Annotated in this window: 18 protein-coding genes; 11 read left to right on the forward strand and 7 right to left on the reverse strand. The window is 42.0% G+C overall.

All coding sequences use genetic code 11. The features are described from left to right. Positions 1 to 714: 714 nt before the first annotated feature. From AACZ73_RS15025 to AACZ73_RS15035, 3 genes are all read right to left on the reverse strand, one after another. Entirely contained in the window at positions 715 to 1,962 is a 1,248-nt protein-coding gene (locus tag AACZ73_RS15025; RefSeq protein ID WP_339879079.1) for a glycosyltransferase, read from the reverse strand. A gap of 109 nt (positions 1,963 to 2,071) precedes the next feature. Next, positions 2,072 to 3,055, reverse strand: a complete 984-nt coding sequence (locus tag AACZ73_RS15030) for a polysaccharide deacetylase family protein (RefSeq protein WP_339879081.1) — start codon at positions 3,053 to 3,055, stop codon at positions 2,072 to 2,074. A gap of 182 nt (positions 3,056 to 3,237) precedes the next feature. Next, positions 3,238 to 4,455, reverse strand: a complete 1,218-nt coding sequence (locus tag AACZ73_RS15035) for a hypothetical protein (RefSeq protein ID WP_339879083.1) — start codon at positions 4,453 to 4,455, stop codon at positions 3,238 to 3,240. 731 nt (positions 4,456 to 5,186) lie between these two features. Here AACZ73_RS15035 and AACZ73_RS15040 point away from each other — a divergent pair. Continuing rightward, positions 5,187 to 6,221 carry a PKD domain-containing protein gene (locus AACZ73_RS15040; RefSeq protein ID WP_339879084.1) on the forward strand — a complete coding sequence of 345 codons (1,035 nt, stop codon included), beginning with the start codon at positions 5,187 to 5,189 and terminating at the stop codon, positions 6,219 to 6,221. A 159-nt stretch (positions 6,222 to 6,380) separates the two neighbouring features. On the opposite strand, the gene AACZ73_RS15045 is transcribed toward AACZ73_RS15040, so the two are convergent. Continuing rightward, a complete protein-coding gene (locus AACZ73_RS15045) occupies positions 6,381 to 6,551 on the reverse strand; it encodes a hypothetical protein (protein ID WP_339879085.1) in 171 nt (56 codons plus the stop codon). A gap of 13 nt (positions 6,552 to 6,564) precedes the next feature. Between AACZ73_RS15045 and AACZ73_RS15050 the strand changes: the two genes are divergently transcribed. Further along, positions 6,565 to 6,756, forward strand: a complete 192-nt coding sequence (locus AACZ73_RS15050; RefSeq protein WP_339879087.1) for a hypothetical protein — start codon at positions 6,565 to 6,567, stop codon at positions 6,754 to 6,756. 97 nt (positions 6,757 to 6,853) lie between these two features. Next, positions 6,854 to 7,732 carry a HEPN domain-containing protein gene (locus tag AACZ73_RS15055; protein WP_339879089.1) on the forward strand — a complete coding sequence of 293 codons (879 nt, stop codon included), beginning with the start codon at positions 6,854 to 6,856 and terminating at the stop codon, positions 7,730 to 7,732. Here the strand turns inward: AACZ73_RS15055 and AACZ73_RS15060 are convergent. Then, a complete protein-coding gene (locus AACZ73_RS15060; RefSeq protein ID WP_339879091.1) occupies positions 7,725 to 8,036 on the reverse strand; it encodes a helix-turn-helix transcriptional regulator in 312 nt (103 codons plus the stop codon). The two genes, AACZ73_RS15055 and AACZ73_RS15060, sit on opposite strands and share 8 nt — an antisense overlap. Before the next feature lie 56 nt (positions 8,037 to 8,092). On the opposite strand from AACZ73_RS15060, the gene AACZ73_RS15065 reads away from it, so the two are divergent. The 4 genes from AACZ73_RS15065 to AACZ73_RS15080 all read left to right on the forward strand — a co-directional run bounded on the left by AACZ73_RS15065 (position 8,093) and on the right by AACZ73_RS15080 (position 15,289). Further along, entirely contained in the window at positions 8,093 to 8,284 is a 192-nt protein-coding gene (locus tag AACZ73_RS15065; protein ID WP_339879093.1) for a hypothetical protein, read from the forward strand. Between the two features lie 355 nt (positions 8,285 to 8,639). Then, positions 8,640 to 10,400 (forward strand): TlpA disulfide reductase family protein, encoded by a 1,761-nt coding sequence (locus AACZ73_RS15070; protein WP_339879094.1) that lies wholly within the window; start codon positions 8,640 to 8,642, stop codon positions 10,398 to 10,400. Beyond that, positions 10,400 to 13,603, forward strand: coding sequence for a SusC/RagA family TonB-linked outer membrane protein (locus AACZ73_RS15075; RefSeq protein ID WP_339879096.1), 3,204 nt, complete (start codon positions 10,400 to 10,402; stop codon positions 13,601 to 13,603). The genes AACZ73_RS15070 and AACZ73_RS15075 overlap by 1 nt, the downstream gene beginning before the upstream one ends. A gap of 321 nt (positions 13,604 to 13,924) precedes the next feature. Further along, positions 13,925 to 15,289 (forward strand): RagB/SusD family nutrient uptake outer membrane protein, encoded by a 1,365-nt coding sequence (locus AACZ73_RS15080; protein WP_339879097.1) that lies wholly within the window; start codon positions 13,925 to 13,927, stop codon positions 15,287 to 15,289. Between the two features lie 226 nt (positions 15,290 to 15,515). Here the strand turns inward: AACZ73_RS15080 and AACZ73_RS15085 are convergent, their stop codons facing one another. Then, on the reverse strand, positions 15,516 to 15,794 hold the full coding sequence (locus AACZ73_RS15085) for a hypothetical protein (protein WP_339879099.1): 279 nt from the start codon (positions 15,792 to 15,794) through the stop codon (positions 15,516 to 15,518). A 388-nt stretch (positions 15,795 to 16,182) separates the two neighbouring features. Then, positions 16,183 to 16,620, reverse strand: coding sequence for a MauE/DoxX family redox-associated membrane protein (locus AACZ73_RS15090; protein ID WP_339879100.1), 438 nt, complete (start codon positions 16,618 to 16,620; stop codon positions 16,183 to 16,185). 769 nt (positions 16,621 to 17,389) lie between these two features. Between AACZ73_RS15090 and AACZ73_RS15095 the strand changes: the two genes are divergently transcribed. The 4 genes from AACZ73_RS15095 to AACZ73_RS15110 all read left to right on the forward strand — a co-directional run. Further along, positions 17,390 to 17,974 carry a hypothetical protein gene (locus AACZ73_RS15095; protein WP_339879101.1) on the forward strand — a complete coding sequence of 195 codons (585 nt, stop codon included), beginning with the start codon at positions 17,390 to 17,392 and terminating at the stop codon, positions 17,972 to 17,974. Between the two features lie 2 nt (positions 17,975 to 17,976). Next, positions 17,977 to 18,870, forward strand: coding sequence for a hypothetical protein (locus tag AACZ73_RS15100; protein ID WP_339879102.1), 894 nt, complete (start codon positions 17,977 to 17,979; stop codon positions 18,868 to 18,870). A gap of 19 nt (positions 18,871 to 18,889) precedes the next feature. Next, positions 18,890 to 19,084, forward strand: coding sequence for a hypothetical protein (locus AACZ73_RS15105; RefSeq protein WP_339877925.1), 195 nt, complete (start codon positions 18,890 to 18,892; stop codon positions 19,082 to 19,084). Positions 19,085 to 19,471: 387 nt separating this feature from the next. Beyond that, positions 19,472 to 19,823: hypothetical protein (locus tag AACZ73_RS15110; RefSeq protein WP_339879104.1), on the forward strand; the 352-nt coding region annotated here is incomplete at its 3' end.

The raw sequence follows: 19,823 nt of genomic DNA on the forward strand, positions 1-19,823 counted from the left end.
GAAAGTCCGGGCGGAGTCTAGGAGCTAAAAAGAGCCTTCGACTCCGCTCAGGCTGACACCGTTATAACTCCTCTGTAAATTATGCATTTTTCATACTCAGCCTTATTCACTTTTTTCTTCATTAGCTGAAACCTATCAGGCAAAACTGAACCAACAACTACCAACCAACAACCAACAACCAACAACTCATTCCCTTCCAAAGCCTTCAACTTCGCTCAGGCTGACACTATTATCTCCTCTATTTATTCTGAATTTTTCATACTCAGGAATATTCCCTTCTTCTTCTTCTTCTTATACAATACTTGAAAACAACTTACCAGCCAAAACGGAACTAAAAACCAACAACCAACAACTAACAACCAACGACCAACAACAGGCAATCAACCCAACAACTTACCAGACAAAACGCAACTAACAACCAACAACCAACAACTTATTCCCTTCCAAAGCCTTCGACTCCGCTCAGGCTGACAGCGTTATCTCTCCTCTGTAAATTATGAATTTTTCATACTCAGGAATATTCACTTCTTCTTCAATAGCTAAAACAAACTATCAGGCAAAACGGAACCAACAACTAACCACCAACAACCAACAACCAACAACTAACAACCAAAACTTACCCTTCCATAGCCTTCGACTCCGCTCAGGCTGACAATCTCCATTGCCTATTTCTCACCCAAATTTCTCAAATTTTAAATTCATCCATTTTAAATTTTAAAAATCCATGACCTCCCCATACACGTCTTCTAATTCTCTCACCATCCTCTTCATACTAAACTGATCAATAACGCGCTGCCTAGCGGCAAGTCTCATAGTATCGTGCAATTCCGGATTTTGAATTAATTCGCAGCAGTAATCACTTAGTTTTTCCCAACCTTCAATTTCAGTCAAGTATCCCTGAATTCCTTGTTGAATCACTTCACCTATCCCTCCTGCACTAGTAGCTACTACAGGTACCTCACAAGACATAGCTTCCAACATAGCTATAGGCAATCCTTCAAATTCGGAAGTGCTTAGATAGATATCCATAAGAGATAAGTAAGGGATAACGTTTTTTTGCACTCCCACCAAATGGAAATGGGTTCCTTTTCCGGATTTTTTGATTTGGGCCTCTAATCGCTCTCTCCACTCTCCATCTCCCACCAGTAAAAAATGAGTTTCTGGACATTGTTCCAAGATCTTCAATGCAACCTCAACCCATAACCATAAACGCTTCTGATCCCGGAATACTGCAACTATCCCAATTACTGGAGTGTCTTCTGGAATACCTAATTGATACTTTAAGCCCATCTCATTTTGGGCTTGGAACTTTGTGCTTTCTACTTTGTACTTTTTATCTCTCGATTCAGTAATTGCAAATGCCTTGTCATTTTCCATTCTTTTAAAGACATCCGTATTCACCCCATTCTGAATCACCTTCAACTTCATTCTGCCCCCTCGCTGATAAGGATCCCAAATTGAATTTAACCGCATAGAAAGTGCTACTTCATTGGAAACAGCAATGGCAACATCCTGCTTCTTAAAACTGATCCGGTTACCCCAGTAGGAGAGTTTGTTGTATCGCTCCCAGGTATTATGTTCGGTATATACGATGGGAATTCCTATACTATTTCCCACAGATCTGGCGAGAATGCCTGCCCACGGAAGGTGCGCATGGATGATATGTATGGAATTCAACTGAATGTATTCCCGCACCTTGTTCACCTGCAAAAACAATCCAAGATTACTTGAAGGAATATGGTGTACGGCTATTCCTGATCTTTCCAATTCCTCCACTATATTACTTGGCTGATGGTAAAAATAAAGGCAATGAAATTCAAATTTGCTTTGATCATGTACAAGTGCTGTCTCAGGTATCAGTTTTTCTGCACCCCCTCTGCCCAGGCTCTTAATCAGATGTAATACCCTTATTTTTTGTTTTACATCACGCACCTGCTTGGACGCCACTTCTTTTTTATTCATTTGCCATTCCATATTAAAAATTTCCCCAATCCGCAATTTTCCACTATTAGAAACTGGGAAAAATCCCATCATTATAAATTCAAAAATTATAAATTACCAAAGGCAAAATTCATCTTCCCGCAACTTCACAGGCAAGTAATTTACCAACTCCCTCCATATGCATACTTTCCATCCCAAATTCATTTTTTAATTTTTGGAAATGTATCATCAGGGAATTTAATTCTTTCATAGCTGCTACTGGATCTGTAGCAAAATTATGCGGATGCCACCAGAGATGATAAATCTCATTCTCTTTTGCTGCTATCGACATCTCCTCCATGATTCGGTTGAGACGTACCGAATTAAAAAGTTTGTTGTTTTTGGAAATCGGGCGGAGAATTCTGGATGCAGGTATAAGTAAAGGTTCATTCTCTAACTTTGATATATCTGCCAGAGGATAACTTGTCTTGCTTCCCACTTTGATAAAGCAGTCTGCTGATCTAAACCATTTTTTGCTTAAGTCTTCATATTGTGTTTCCTGCCAATACCAGTTTTTCGGATTAGTCCTTACTTGTGTATATCCTTCCTGCAGACAAATAGGCAGGTAAAGTTCATTGATATGGTTTCTAGGAAAGACGAGAGAGTTTAATTTGAGTCCGAATTTTTGCTGGGAGATTTTTTGCGTGGCTTGCAGGTCCTGACGAAACTGTTCCGGACTTTGTCCCCGCATCAAGGTATAATAATGGGCAAAAGTATGGGATCCTAATTCTTGTCCTGGAGTATTGATTACCTCCTTGATCAGGTCTGGCGCAAAATGAACCTCAGGATTTAATCCGGAGTTTTTCACAAATTCATAGGCGGATAATTTTGGTTCCCTGTAAGTAGGAACTTGCGAAGGTGAATATTGTCTCCATTCCTCCTCATTTTCTGCAAACAACATCCCAACTGTAGCCCATGTGGCGTTGATTCCATTCTGGAAAAAAACTTCCAGCATTTCAGGCACAATCTCCCTCGTATTTTTAAAATACTCAGGATTATAAGTATTACCCACTTTATCAAATATTCCCCAAAGAAGCTCAAAGTCAAGGGATATAGTGAAAATTCCTTTATTCATAACTCATGTAGAAGCAATTCTTCTATTATCCTGTAATTTTGTACTTTCATCCAACAACGATACTTCTAGCCTCATTTTTTATTTGAAATTGTCAAATTATTATTCCCAACAACTAACAACTAACAACTAACAACTAACAACCAACAACCAATAACTAACAACTAACAACCAACAACCAACCACTACTTTACTAATTCACTCTCCTCAATTTTCCGCCTTTCCTCTTCTACAATCCTATTAAAAATCTCAGCCCGCTTTCTTATTCTATTTGTCTTTTGCCAATCCATAAATGCGACAATCACAAAAAGCATAAAGTACATGATTTGCGATTTCTGCCGGATAATTATCCCCAGATTTGACATCACAAAAGTCATTGATATTGAAATTGATATAAATACCACACCAGACATTTTAACCATTGCCGGAGCTTCCTTAATGTATTTGATAAAATCCTTGTTTAGAACTTTACTAAACATGTAGATATAAAGAGCATTTTCAAAGGAAATAGCAATACCTAGGATATTGGGAGAGTCAATAAATAGAGGTCTAAACCAGAAAGTAAATAGCTTCATGGGAAGGCTATAGGAGGACATATCGACTCCTGATCCTGCGGACTGAAGCCGTTGTGCGTTTAGTCCAGTCTCTTCTTCAAAGCTGGCCACAACATTATTGGGGTCATATCCCAAAAAGGTCAATAGATCTTCATAGACAAAAATACTCATCGCTATGGCTCCTACTACTACTAAATACTTTTGATAGGTGGGTACCTTTTCCTTTCCCAAAACAAAGCCAACTCCCATTCCCACCAATACAGCAAAAAGTATATGAGGCCTGATCATATAGCAAATAAAACCTCCCAATAGCATGTAAGGAATCCGTTTTCCTGGCCACGAAAGTCCGTAGGTTAGAATGCCTAACCCCGCAAAAATATACGCTCCCTTACCTAGAGAAGACGTCCAGAAATGCATATTGGGAAGGAACATAAATATGGTAATCGCATCCCAGCCTTGAAACTTTGCATTAAACCTAAGATTTTCCTTGAAAAAGCAATAAAAATAGACAAAACCCCAGAAACCTACCCAGCAGCTGAGGAACATCATCATATCATAATTGAACCCAAACCACTTGGCGAATGGATAATTCACCCATTCAATAAATAAAGTTCCAGGTTTAAAGGCACTTGACCAGTCCTTATACCCTCGGTAACTATTGAAATAATTAACCGAATCTGAACGGTTAAACTGAGAGTACGTCCAATAAACCAGCCCAAAAAGCATATGGTACCAGTACATCTGATTAAGAAGTCCTGCCTTAATCCATTTATGTTCCTTCTGAAGATTGTCCAGAATTGGTTGGCTAATACCAAATAATAGTAGAATAAGGATTATTGCTCCTATCAAGAGAAATTGGATTTTTGATAAAGATATTGAAGATAGCCAGCAAAGGCAATAGTTGAGACAAATGGTAATCTTTGGGCATTCTTGTTATTTGATGTATGTGGAAACTCGAATGGTTTCACATTGAGCGAAGTCGAAATGTCAGCCTGACAATGAAAAATAGTTGTGAGAGAGCCACTATTGTCACTGTTCGTATTTCTGATTAACGATTGAAAGATCAATCTTACTATGATCCTATCTCACGAACGGCTGAAAAATCAACGTTTCCACAGGTCAATCAGATCCTCAGCATCGATCCGGGCACCATATACAGCCAACAAGCTGTCTCTTTCCACTAGCAGCGGGTCATTGGGGGCATCAGGTGCAGGAAATTCAGGACAGGATACCAGAGCAATTAAGGTTAGGGAATTCAATTAAAAGTAAAAACTGCCTTTTAAAAATCTGAATTTTGTAAAAAAAAAGCTGCGAAAAATATGGAAAATACCCTGTACAGGGTATTTTTTTATCGAATTAATACTCTTTCTTGCAATATCCTTTTTGTAGAAAACGAGTAGCCAGCTTTTAGGGTTCATCTAGGCTTTAATCAGGTAACCATAGCTGTATTTTAACAGGGCTTGAATTTAAAAATTTTTATACTAATTAGATCCTATGCTTGAGGGTCAGGCGTTAGCTTTAAGAAATAACTATAGTATTTACAACTTAAAACTAATTATATAACCTCTTAATTTGAAATTATGCGAAACAAATACCTTTTTATGATTGGAATAGCATTCATGCTTAGCTTTTCCGCCTGTGAAGACGAAGCCGAAGGCCCTAGAAATAACATGCCTGTAGCAAATGCAGGGCAAGAAATAACGATCTCTCAGGGACAGCAAGCAACATTGGATGGTAGTAGTTCCTCTGATCAAGACGGTGATAACCTAACTTACTCTTGGGTTTTTAAATCAAAACCGGAAGGCAGTCAGTCCATAATTTCAGATGCAAATAGTGCCATTGCTAAGTTCACCCCTGATCTAGAGGGTGAATACGTAGCGGAGCTTACTGTTAATGATGGCCAAGGAGGTATTTCGAAAGCAGAAGTTAAAATAATCGTTAATCCAACCCAAGTTTCGGACGACGGGTGTAGGCTCTTAAGTGTTTTATTTGAGGATTCAGATGATGAGTTAAGTTTCGAATATAATGAGGATGGCTATGTTATTAGCAGTTATTATGATGACAATGATCTTCCGCCAACTTATGAATATAATTCAGATAATTTGATGATCCGAATTAACTATAATGGCATAGAGGAGGATTATAGTACCTTTACCTATGAGGAAGGAATTTTAAGTGAGCAAAAACTTTATAGAAAAAACGGTGAATTGGTTACCTCCTTTAAATACACCTATGATGAACAGGGAAGACTCATTGAAGAAACCTCTAGTGGAGGTTCGAAAATTACATATGCTTATGATAATCGTGGCAATGTTATTAAGGAAGATTACTTCAATAATAATACATTGATAAGATCCATTACTTCCGAAAATTACGATGATAAAAAGAATTTTTACCTTGCGTCAAAAGGGCTTCCGGTTACAGAATCCTCCTATATTAACCTGAATAATTATACCAAGCAAACTTTTACAGAATATAACGGTAGTTCCGCTAATGTTAGTATCATTAATTATACTTATGTCTATAATGAAAGCGGATATCCTATCGAAGCAAGAGCAGAAAGTGATAATGGTGATATACAAAATGTCATTATGGAATATGATGGATGCGAGTAAGTTGTCCATAATTTCCTAATATCTGAACAATGGATCTTACTTAATTTGAAAATAATATCCCCCGAGTCTATATGGCTTCGGGGGCTTCTTTTTAAGGATAGGGACAGTCACCTAATTAAAAAATATACTTCCAGCCTAACAGAACTCACCGGATTGTTACTACTTTAAATCTGGATATAGGAGTTGGTTATTGTGGTTGACCGTTAGGTACCAATAAGAAAATGTGGCCAACTTGATCTGTTGCTGTTTACAGAATTCCCGCTGGGAAAGTCCACTGGATTTGAAGGAAGCTACTCCCGCTTCAATTTCTTGTTGGCTTGCTCTTTTCATAGATTTGTTTTTGATGCAAACCTATCCGATCAATCGGATTTATGAAATATGTACTTGGAGAGGTGGATACGATATTTTCAGTTTTTCCACCTTCAATCTTCACCCAAAAGGTATCGCCATCTATGATCTTGTGGATTTTGTAAGGGCCATGATGCTCTTGAGCGTGGATGGAAATTATCGAAAATACGAGTACAAAAACTATTAGTAATTTTCTCGTTACAATTAAAAAGTTCATACTATCAATTTAAGAATAATAATTGAATTCCGATTGATCACCTACTCATTTTTGTTACTTTTAAGTTATGGATTTAAGTACAAAACTTCCTCATTTACCAAAGAAGAAACAGGATGAAATCGCAAAAGCTTTGGATATCATTTTGGAAGTTGCTAATCCTGAAAAAGTGATTCTTTTCGGTAGCTATGCAAAAAACAAGTGGGTGGATGATATTACCGTTGAAGATGGGGTTACATTCGTTTACCGGAGTGACTTTGATTTTTTGGTGGTGACCAAGGACAATTCAGTAAAAGAGTATGAATTAAAAAGTAAAATTGAAAACAGATCTGTTTCTTCTGTAATGGGGATTGTAAGTGCATTGGTGCACAGTATAGATTACATAAATGAAGGTCTTGCTTATGACCAGTACTTTTTTAAACAAATAATTGAAGAGGGTATTTCCCTTTACGAATCTGGAAATGTTCAATTTATCGAACCAAGCTCATTAAGTCACTTACAATTAAGAGATAGAGCTCAAGAATATTACGATATCTGGTTTACAATGGGCAACGATTTCTTAATTGATGCCAAGAGTGCTCTTGAAAGAGAAAGTTTTAGAGTTTGTAATTTTTATCTGCATCAGACTGTAGAGCATTTTTATGCTGCTATTCTACTTGTTTTTACAGGCTACAAGCCTAAATCGCATAATCTTCAAAATTTGAGAGATTATTCTAAGCACCTAAGCACTGATCTCTTTAAATTGTTTTTTTCAGAAACTGATGAGCATTTTGAAACCCAAGTCTTTAAAAATTTAAAGAAAGGATACATTGATGCCAGATACAAATTAGATTTTCAGATTACAGAGTCAGAAACTATAGAGATGCTTAGAGTAGTAAAAAAGATGAAGACTCTAATTGAAAATTTATGTCTTAAAGAACTTTCTAGATTAAACAATCTAATTATTTGATTTTCGTTTCATAATCAAGCAATTCCTGAACAGAAAATTCTAGGGAGTTAGCCAATTGTACCAAATTGTAAGCTGTTGGATTAGCTCCTTCAGTTTCGTATCTACTAATCATTTGTTTGTCTTTGCTCCCCATCCTAGCACCAAGTGCTGCCTGGGATAATCCAAGCTCCTCTCTCCTAAGTTTTATTTTTTCGCCTAGCAATAACCGAAAACTTTTCAGATCAACTTCCTCCATAATTTGAAGCTCACTAAAGAAGTTGTAAAATAGGTCAACATTAATGTTGACTTTAATAATCTTTTTCATATATTTGGTTACTATTCATCCTTATTGCTGGTCTGAGAAGCCTAAAATTCAGGATGATGTTTAAATTGATTTTCGACATTGGAAGTGCAGCCTCCTATTTTATTAGAGGCTCGGGCATCTTCTCAGGCCCCAGCAATGGGACAGGGAGGCTAGCACTTCCGGTATATTTGAATAAAGCAGCTCCTGCGCAGCAGGAAGGTGGCTCTATGGATTTGTTATTTCCATTAAAGCCCAAAAACCCAATCTAAAGGGTGAATTTTTATGACCGTGAAAGGGGAGGTGCACATTCCTGAGCAGATCGGTTACCGCACACTCACGTCAGCAAGCTCACAGTAGCCGGTAGAGCTGACACATTACATCTTATTATTCATTATTGCTGGTTGCCTGAGAAAGGCAGGGTGGGAGAGGTATGACTTGAAATATGTACCAAGTATCAAGTACAAAGTACAAAGTACAATGAAGCTAGAGATAGGAGATTAGGGAAAAGAGGCTTCGACTCCAGTCACACTGAGCGACGTCGAAGTGTCAGCATGACAAACACCGGTCATCGGTCATCCGACACCGGACACCTTTCTTCCGTCTTCCAGCTTAAAAATTTAAAGCATGAAAAAAACACTACTCACATGCTTCCTGGCATCGCTATGCCTATACGGAAGCACACTCACAGCACAGGTTGCTGATTCACCCGGGGCGGATTTTCTTCATAGGTCTAGCCCCAGTGTCCCGTTTGGATTGCGGGACACCCATCGGGGCGGGGAGACCCGCTCCGATACCTTGCCGGAGCAAAATGGTTTGGTTGATCACTCCGTTGCAAAAGGGCAGGAGGGCGAAAGCTCTTCTGCCTCAGTGGGGGAGGATTTCAGGAAAGAGGGCTTATCTGTATTCGTTTATGGTGAAATCCGTTCGGGGGCAATGTCGGATTCCCTGTTGTTGACTTTCTGGGAAAAGTACCTAGGACGATATGTGTCCTATGTGGGCATGGACTCAGAGTATGTAGTGCTGGAAGAGGGGAGTATGCTTCAGGGTGCTGCCGGTAAAAAGGTGCTGCATTATGAATCCTTATCCATTTCAGAGGAAGCCTATATTTCCATAGCCTCAGTTTTGGGGGATCAATATTTGGACCGCTTCCTGGTGGAGCCTGGGGATTCCTTGATTTTTAGCCTGGACCTCCGATTGGGGCAATTAATTTTTGCTGGCCCTGATGCTTTGAAGTTTGAGCTTCAGCATACATTGGCAAGGGAGGAGAATAAAGCCTCTTTTATGGAAACTCCTGCTTTCCATCTTCAGGCAGGCCAGGATCCAGACGTTCAGCAGGAGAGTTTTATGGATCGCTCTCCTTTGGTGGATGGGTATGCACCCCGAAGTATGGAGTTTATTGCTTTTGGAGCAGATCGAAGGAAGTGGATGGAAGCTCGCCTGAAAAAACTTCCCTCGGAAGATTCTAGGTTGTGGATTTTGGAGGAATACCGCGGCAGATTTTCTGATGAATTTCTGGATATCCTTCGAGCGGATGTGCTCGGGGAAAGTGTTTCCCAATCAATTTCCTTGATCAAAAATCTTCCCTTGGAGTCTAGATCTGAGTCCCAGGAACTTTTAGAGGAGTATCTGGGTAAAATCGGGGATCTGAAGATTTCGCCAGACGCTGCTGCGTCCAGTGCATTCTATCAGGAGTACCTCTTGGAGCGGGAAAGTCTGCTTTCCATCTATTCCGGCGAGGGTCTCTTTTCGCGTTTGGAAGCCAGGTTTTCCGGCGAAGTGTATGACCGGATGGTGGGAAGGTTCCTCTTTGAAAACTATTACCGCCTGCCCGATTTCGGCAATGCCCTTGCCCGTGTTACCGACAGGATTTCTGATACTGAGATTCGTTTGGGATTGGAATCTCTAGCTGCTGCTCATAGGGTAGGAAGCCTTGTAAAGGAGTTACCCTTGATCGATACAAATGGGGATTCCACTGATTTGGAAGCCTATCGCGGCAAGACCGTTTTGCTTGCTTTCTGGTTTCCGGGTTGCCTGCCCAGCAAACTCATGCATGAGGGACAGTTGAGCAAAGTCCAAAAGGAATTGGAGGAGCGGGAGGATTTTGCCATACTCTCTATTAATACAGATCCGGACCCGGTGCTCTGGAAAACCTACCTGAGTGAAAACCCAAGCTATTCTTTTGGAAATGAACACCTGTTTTTGGGAGGCAGGGACATGCACCCATTTCTCAAATTCTATGATATCCAAGCCTATCCCAGCCTGATGCTGATTGATGGAGAGGGAAAGCTTATCCGCTCGCTGAAAATGCCTTCCAAAGCGGAAAGTTTGATCGATCTGATCCAGGAAAATCTTACTGATGAAAACCACCTAAACACAACTCACTAATGAAAAAAAGTTTACTACTGAATTGGCTGTTCCTGCTCCTTACAGCAGGACTGCTACAGGCCCAGAAGTCTGGGGAAAAAACGCTGAGCGGGACGGTTTTGTCCCAAGTCGATCAAACTCCCCTTCCCGGAGCGACGGTAATGCTGAAAGGTACGACGAGAGGGAAGGTAACGGATGAAAATGGAGCGTTTACAATTGCTGTTCCCCGATCTGCTAACCCCATCCTTGTTTTCAGTTTTGTAGGTTTTGCCACCCAGGAATTGGAAGTAGGAAATGTAGTAGGTACGCTTGAGATCCTTATGGAAGCGGATGGAATTAATCTGGATGGGGTGGAGATCGTCTCCACTGGCTATCAGGAGCTTCCCCGTGAAAGAACCACAGGTTCTTTTGCCTCACTGGATGAAACTCTGGTAAACAGAAGGATCAGCACTGGGATTCTGGACAGGCTGGAGGATGTGACTTCGGGCTTGGTCTTTAACCGGGACAGGGGAAGATCAGATGATATATCGATACGGGGTACTTCCACTATTTTCTCCGAGTCCCAGCCGTTGATTGTCCTGGACAACTTCCCCTATGATGGGCCATTGGAAAGCATCAATCCCAATGATGTGGAAAGCATTACAGTACTCAAGGATGCTGCGGCTGCCTCTATCTGGGGAGCAAGGGCAGGCAATGGGGTAATCGTAATCACCACAAAAAACGGAAGAAGGAATATGCCCTTGCAGGTGACCTTTACTGCAAATGTCACCCAGGTCGAGGAGCAGGACCCATTCTATGTACCTACGATTTCCCCTTCGGACTTTCTGGAAGTGGAGCAGGATCTGTTTTCCAGAGGCTTGTATAATTCACGGGAAAATTCCAGAAACAAGCCTTTGCTGAGTCCGGGAGTTGAAACGCTTATTGCCTTGCGGGACGGTGAGATCTCCCAGGAGGAAGCGGACAGAAGGTTTGCAGTTTTTGCTTCACAGGATACCCGAAATGATTTGGCTCAATTCTACTACCGGCCTGCCTTACAGCAACAATATGCAATGGGTATCCGGGGAGGTAAGGATCAGCATGTGTATGGACTGTCTGTAGGGTATGATAAAAACCTATCTGGAACGATAGGAAATGACAATTCCAGATTGACGCTTAACCTGAAAAATGACTGGAATTTTTTGAATAACAGGCTCCGTCTCCAGACCGGCCTGTATTTGGTCAATGGGAATAGCAACCGCCGCACCGAGCTTCCTTCCGGTTTCTCTGCCAATTATATCCGACTGGCCGATGGGCAGGGAAATCCGCTTGCCGTAGGCAGGGGATACCGGGAGACTTTTACCGATGGCGTGGAAGAGCTGGGACTCTTGGATTGGAGCTACTATCCCTTGGCTGAGCGGGGGAACCTGATCAATGAACAGGAATATTTTGATTTCAGGGGCAATCTGGGACTCGGTTATGAACTAACTAAAGGATGGACCTTGGATGTCTTGTACCAGTATTGGGAAAACAGCGGCAGAAGCTGGGAACTCAATGATGAGCGTACATTTTACACCCGTGACCTGATCAATTCCTTTACGCAAGTAGGGGAAGACGGAAGCTTGAGTCTGGCCGTGCCAAGGGGCAGTATTGCAGATCTGGGTGAGTCCAGATCCCAGAGTCATCATCTGCGTTTACAGTCAACCCTGAACCGGATCTGGAATGAACGCCATCAGGTCGCTGCATTGGCGGGCGCTGAGATCAAAGCAGTGGACGGGCTCGCAAACCAGTCCCGGTTCTATGGATACGATGATGAACTGGGATCTTCTTTGGGGGTAGATTATGTGACGCGATTCCGCAGGTACCACAATCAGTCTTTGGCCAATATTTTCTATAGGAATTCGCATACTGGGACAGCTGATCGCTTCCTGTCCTATTATGCCAATGCTTCCTACACGCTGGATAAAAAATATACGCTTTCTGCCAGTGCCAGAAAAGATGCGTCAAACATCTTCGGGGTAGAGGCGAATGACCGGGGTGTCCCGCTTTGGTCTGTGGGAGGAAGCTGGATCATCAGTGAAGAGGGCTTTTATAAAGCGGATTGGATGCCTTACTTAAGGCTCAGGACTACCTATGGGTACAACGGAAACATTAACCGTTCGGTAAGTGCCTACACCACTGCCAACTTTATTGACGGAAACAACAATTTTCTGACCCGTCTTCCCAGCTATGCTATACAAAATCCACCCAATCCTGAGCTGCGCTGGGAACGGATCAAGATCATCAACCTGGGATTGGATTTTGAATCAAAGAACGGATTCCTTTCCGGCAGCATTGAATTTTACAACAAGACCGGATTGGATCTGATCGGGGACCAGCCTTTTCCTACCTCAACAGGAGTGAGTCTCTTCCGGGGGAACTTTGCGGATACCAAAACCCAAGGGGTGGATCTGTTAATGAATTTCAAAGTGCTGGACAAGGAACTGAAATGGAACCAGATGTTGATTTTTAACTGGCTGAAGGAGGAAGTAACGGGGTATGAAGTCAAAGCACTTCCCGTACAATATACGGGATTTGGAGGGGGAGGGGAAACTTTCCCAGCACCCCTGACAGGTTATCCGCTGTTCTCGATTTTCTCATTTCCATGGGCTGGACTGGATGGGGATACAGGAGATCCTTTGGGATTGGAGGATGGGGAACCCAGTACCAATTACAATGCGATCCTGAATTCCACCCCGGTTGAGGACTTGGTATATCATGGTTCGGCCCGACCTACGGTATTCGGTTCCTGGATGAACAACTTTGCCTGGAGAGGATTTTCACTTTCAGTGAATATCTCTTACAGGATGGGGTATTTTGTCAGAAGACAAACGTTGGTTTATAACAATCTGTATCTGGGAGGAATCATCCATGGGGACTATGCGAAGCGCTGGATGGCACCCGGAGATGAGGCTCTGACTACGGTTCCATCTTTCCCACAGGGCCAGGTATCCAATCGGGATAATTTCTATAACCGATCTGAAATCATGGTGATCCCGGGGGACCATATCCGCTTGCAGGATGTTCGCTTAGGCTATTCCCTTGAATCCAGGAAGGTATTGGGTATAGGATTTCGCTCCCTGGAGGTGTATGGCTATGCCAATAATCTAGGTATCATCTGGAAAAAGACAGATTCCTATGAGGACCCGGATTACCAGACCAGTCAGGCATTGACTTCCCTTTCACTTGGCATCCGTGCAGGATTTTAAATTGGTACCCCGGAGTCTGGCAAGGCATATATATTAGGAATCCCTGATTTGGTTATATGCCGTCAAGCTCCCGGGGTTTAACCCTAATCAAGTAAACACATGAAATCGAGCCTGCCTGAGGCAGACAGGCATGACTAAAAAGTCACACACTGGAATGATAATACTACATGCGAGATTCTATAACCTGTCCCGAATAGTCGGGATGACCTTTAAGAAAAAATTATAATCATATGAAATCGAGCATGTCGAACACGACGCACAGAGTAATGATTATCCGTTATGCGAGATTCCATGTGGCAATTGAAAAACAATTATAAATACATGAAAAAATATAAATTTAAACTACTTTCCATACTGCTGGTAATGGTTGGCTGTGATGGATTTTTGGATGAAAAACCCAGCAAGAGCTTGGTGGTGCCCCAGACCTTAGCTGAATTACAGGGATTGTTGGATAATACCAATTTCCTGATGAATGATTCTCCGGCCCTGATCTTTAATGGGACGGATGATTTTTGGACCACGGACCAGGGCTTTCAGTCCTTTAATTCCATTCCCAATCAAAACTCCTATGTCTGGCAAGAAGAGATCTTTGATACACCCCAATCTTCTGATTGGGTCATTTCATACCGTCAGGTCTTCTATGCCAATCTAGTATTGGAGGAAGCAATGGAAATGGATCCCATTACTGATGCCGAACAAAAAGAGCGGGATGAACTAATCGGTAGAGCGCTGTTTATGAGGGCCAAGGCCTTCTTTGATCTTGCAGGGCAGTTTGCTCCGGTTTACCAGAAGGAAAATGCAAGTGATTTCTTGGGAGTAGTGATCCGGACCAATCCAAAAATCACCGAGAAGCAGGAGAGAACTTCCCTACAGGAAACCTATGATCAGATTTTGGGTGATTTGAATGAGGCGGTCGGGTTATTACCGGAAACGGTGGTAATTCCCACCAGGCCAACCCAAACAGCGGGACAGGCACTTTTGGCAAGGGTATATCTGAGCATGTCGGATTATGAAATGGCCAATCAATGGGCCAAAGCAAGTTTGGAATCGGGCGCCGAATTGCTGGATTTCAATGAGGTGATGCCCTCAGGGAATTTTTCCTTTGCTCCCTTTAATAAAGAAACTCTGTACTATTCGGTGATGAATGGCCAGTTGTTTCATTATAGCAATCTGACTTTTGTGGATCAGGAATTATTTGATTCCTATGATTCGCTGGATTTAAGGAAGAAGCTGTTTTACAGAAAGCCGAATGAAAGTGCTATGGGCTATGTGTTTAGAGGGAGTTTTTCCGGAGATTATCCCCTGTTTTCAGGATTGTCGACCGGGGAATTATACCTGATCCTGGCCGAAACTGAAACCAGACTGGGAAGAACAGCGGAAGGCTTGGGATACCTCAATGAGTTGCTAGAGAAACGCTACAAAGTAGGGGAGTTTCAACCTTGGCGCGGTTTGGATGAGTCGGAGGCTTTGAATCTGGTCTTCGAAGAGCGAAGGAAAGAGCTGGCTTTCCGGGGTTTGCGGTGGAATGACCTGAGAAGATTGAACCTGGAACCTGCCTTGGCAAAAACCCTGAAGCGCACTGTAAATGAAGTTGAATATTCGATGCCACCGAATTCTCCAAGGTATGTTTTCCCGATCCCGCAGGATGAACTGCAATTGAACGGGCTGGAACCGAATATCAGATAATTTTTCGGTCAATGGTGTTTGTTAATACCCAGAGGTTTGCTGTTTGACCTTTCGAGATACTTTTTGAGAACTCAGATTTTTAGGTTTGGCCAGTTAAGACATGAATTTCTTTAGGTTATTTTTTTTGGGGTGGGAGTGAACACTGCTTCTGCCCCTGTTTTATATAAAAAAGCCCTTCTGAACTTCAAAAGGGCTTTTGGGTTTTAATTCAAACTTGATTTACTTTTTAATCAGCAATGGGAAGTTCTTCAGCGTATTTGACAAACATCCCATTTTGTTCGACAGAACCGTTCTCAGAAGGTGCGTCCCGGAGGCAATCCCCAGTGCCGATGCATCGGTAGGTTTCATCCCCAGGCTCCACTTCAGTCAGGTCATACCAGATTGAAGGCGTCTCAGGATCCTGAGCAAATAAACCGGTATTGGATTTTGGTGGAGTGAAGGCAAAAGTGCCAAATGCTACCAGACCAAGAACCATCATTGAAATACTTAATTGTTTACGTTTCATAATGTACCGTTTTTTTTAACTGATCAAAAAATCGGCAAAACCGTTTTGTTGTAGCTTACTCAATTGCGGGTTTTCAGCTTCCCCCGGGAAAATCCACCTTCAGAACCATGGGCCCAAACAACATGGTTCTGATTTTGGGTCGGATAGAAATTCACTTTTATTTTATATTATTTTTTTATATTTTTAGTTGACTTTTGATTTCAATTAATATGTATATCTGCAATTGCACCAGTAAAAGGTGAAAAGCGACTTAAAGTAAGGTAAACACTAGCATTGCTGGTACTTCGGTCACCCGTCATCGGTCTTCCAGCCTGATTAGCAAAGCAAAGAGGTCACTGGCATCATTGCGGATAATCAGATTAATTAATTGATTTACTAAGCCTGATTACTACTTAACGCCGTATGGAGGGGTTTCGGCCCCTCTTTTTATAATCCATAATCCTAAGACTGATAGGGTAAGAAATCCGAGATTAAGGAAAAGGTGACCTTCCCAGCTTAACAGATTGATTAGTCCGGCGCAGTTGCAGGGAGTTTCGGGAAAGACTCCGATCCATACCATGCCCACATAAACTGAAAAGGAATTCAGGAGCAGTGCTGAACCCAAAAAACCCCAGTATCTAGTCTCAGGAATCATTACCAAAACCACTAGCAAAATCTCCAAGCCTGGAACAGCATAGGCCAGAACAATTCCCCATGACATTGGAAATGGCTGGTTTAGAAAAGCCCTATAACTTTCCTGCCAGAAGAGAATTTTGTCAATTGATGTATATCCCCAAAGAATGAGTAGGGGTAAACTTATCAGAAAAGAAATGTCAGTTTTTTCCATGGTTTAGTTCGTTTTTGATCTAAGTCCTCCATTTTGGAGGAGAGTCTCAGGGCATTTTGGAATATGATTCAAATCTTTCTTGATCAACTTTCATTTTTTAAACGGGGCTAAAGCTCCCGCTCAGATTCGGCTGGAGATTCCGGGTGAGAGTAACCTTGAAGATGCCCCGGAAATTGCCGTAAAGAGCAGGAGCAGGGCAATCAGCAACTCGCTTGCCGGTATCGCATAAGCCAATAGGTATCACACTGCGCAGGAAACGTTTGATTATGGAAAGCCTTTCTGCTGTAATCAAAACATATGGTATCCAATCCCGCGTAGGTCCATAATAGAATGAGTAGTGTAATGAAAGTTCTGTTCATGATTCGAATTATTTAACTATTGCTACTGCACTGGCTATCAATTGTAGCAAATCCTGAAATCCTATGTACTTCCTTCCAAGCAGCCTTATCGAGACTTGCATATTCTTGTACACCTTTACAGAACCCATTTAGATTATACAGACTGCTATTCAACTGCTTATGCTAGTATACTTGAAAAGTTAAGCAGTCCTAAGCAATAGGTGGTTGGTCATTTGACCAGTCCTAAAAAATAATTCCTTCAAAAATGGTCAAATGACAATTTTTCGCTTAAAAATTTAAATCAGAGCTGTTTAGCGGTTGGAAAACTAAAGTTCTTAACATTATATTAACATTGTGTTTTTAGTTTGAATGAGTAGTTAAATGCTTTGTTCGATTAATTTGAAGCTATTGTTTTATTAAAAAGTGCAGGTATGGATGATAAGTATAAACAGCAGTTGATAGATTTTTTGAAGGAAATATCAGCTGCGTCCGATGAATTTATAAACTCTTTACTATGGGCAGTAAATCAAAAAAAAGTGAAAAAGGGCACAGTAATCAATGCGTCTGGCACAGTGGATATTTCCTCAAGATTTTTATGCGTAGGTATTATTGGGCTATATCAGGAAAAAGATGGAGGCGCTTCACTGGAGCATTTATTCGGCGCATCTGACATTGTACGGGAGTTTCACTCTTATTATACACGCGAGCCAAGTCCTTATTTTCTATTGGCGATGTCTGATGCGGTCTTTCTTCAGATTGATCGTGGACAGGAAGGAATACAGATAAGAAGAAGTCCGGAACTCCTTCAGGTAGATAATGGACTGTACCAATATATACTTCAAAGAAGAACCAAATTGAATGCGATCAGAGTGGCGGGACTGGAAAAAGGAGTAGAGCAGCTGAAAGATTTTCTTCCGGGAGCATATCCACTTTTAAAGTTGAAAGATTTGACTTCTTTTTTCAATTGCAGTATAAGTACAGTTTCCCGCTGGAAAAGAGACACTAAAGATAAATAGTTATGAATCATCCCATTTTACCTGTGTCTCTCAATCTACATGTACTCAGCGCGGAAGCTGCTGCCATCGACTGGGGTTGGGATTTTGGGCTGGTAGACGATGAGCTGGTATTAAAGAGTGAGAAAATCCTATGGTTTGCAGGCTATGCATTGCCAGATCTAGACAGATTACAGCTGGAGCAGATTACCAAGTTTTTTTTCTGCCTTCATACATTGGATGAAATGCTTCAAAAATGTGGATTTGAAGAGGCAATGGAGTTTTTCCACAGATGGGAAGAGTATGTGTTTTACGAAGATTTTGATAGCCCACTCTCCTTTGTATGGTATGCATTGGATGATGTGTTGGAGAGCATGGAGCATTTCAGCGATCAGGAATGGTTGGATAGCCTCTGGTTTTATCTGGACGATTACCTACAGGCAAGACGCTGGGAATTCAATAACGTCAGACAGGGTATTATCCCAGGTATGAATGTATTTACCATGCAGCATGCCTATGCATCCGGTATTTACTTAGCTATCCACTTTCTTAAACTCCATTTTCCTGCGGAGGAGTATCCCATAGAATGGGTGGAGCAACGCATAGCCAGAATTATATGTCTCTACTCCGATCTGAGGGGATTTGAATATCACAGAAAAATCCAGGACACCCACAATGAATTGGTGCTAAGACAGATTCATACGGGAATATCTGACGCAGAGGCCTGTAGACATGGGGCTGGACTCCTTTACCAGCTCTTTGACAGTTTGTGGGAGATGACAGAGGAATTCAGAAATGAAAATAAGAGCCTCGCAGCATGGGCTGATAGCTTACTCTTACTGCTTGGAGGTTGCCTGTATTGGTCCGAAGAAAATGCACTTCGGTATGGAACCAAGATAAATGGAATAAATAAAACCTAATTCGGAAAGGAGAAGTCAGATGCTAATCAAACGATGTGTAATCTATGCCAAGGATGTCCAGCGGATCACCGGTAGGAGTGAGCGGTACAGCCACGATGTGCTACGTAAAATCCGGGAACATTTTGATAAAGGGGAAAAGCAGTTTGTGACTGTGGCGGAGTTTTCCGCATTCTCCGGGATACCGGAAGAAAAGCTTAGGGAATATTTATTCTAGAGCTCCATTTGTCAAATCAGGGTTGCTATCCCCACCATAGCCAGGAATGATAGGAGTTTACAGGCAGCCAAAGTCATACTTCCGCCCTTGATTCTCCCTTAATCCTCCCTTGCTGTTCCCTTGACTCTCCCAGTACGTAAGGGAGCAGCAAGGGCGCAGAGTGGGAGCAACAAGGGAGGTGCTATAGGACTGGCATAAGTCATATTATACTTTAAACCTAACGAGTTACTTACTACCATGGGAAAAATAACAGATTCTCTGCTTAGCGGAGTCAACGGAAAAGTCGGAAACCTGGTAATCTACAAGCAAAAGGGGAAGACGTTCATCAAGCAGATCGCCGTTAGATCCGGTGAATACAAACCCTCCAAAAAGCAGATCTACTCAAACATGGCTTTTGTGGAGGTGCAGCAATTCCTTCTTCCCATAGAATCAGTATTGGCTGTAGGTTTTGGGGGCTTTGTTTCCGGTGGGAAAAGGGGGATCCACATCGCCATGTCCTGGGCATTGAAGCATGCAGTGGAGAATGAGGATGGAGTTCCCCGGCTCTACCCTGAAAAGGTCAAAGTATGCGGCGGGGATCTGGATCTTGCACCAGGCTTGAAGCTGGTGAAGGACAATGACGGATCCTATTCCATCTCCTGGATTGTGGAGGAAGTGGGCCGGGCCAGGCACTCGGATCTTTGCTGGGTGTTGATCTATCATCCACTCCACAAAAGCTACCAGGTCATAGACGGGGGAG

Origin of the sequence: uncultured Algoriphagus sp. (assembly GCF_963974835.1) — a bacterium.
Lineage (GTDB): Bacteria > Bacteroidota > Bacteroidia > Cytophagales > Cyclobacteriaceae > Algoriphagus.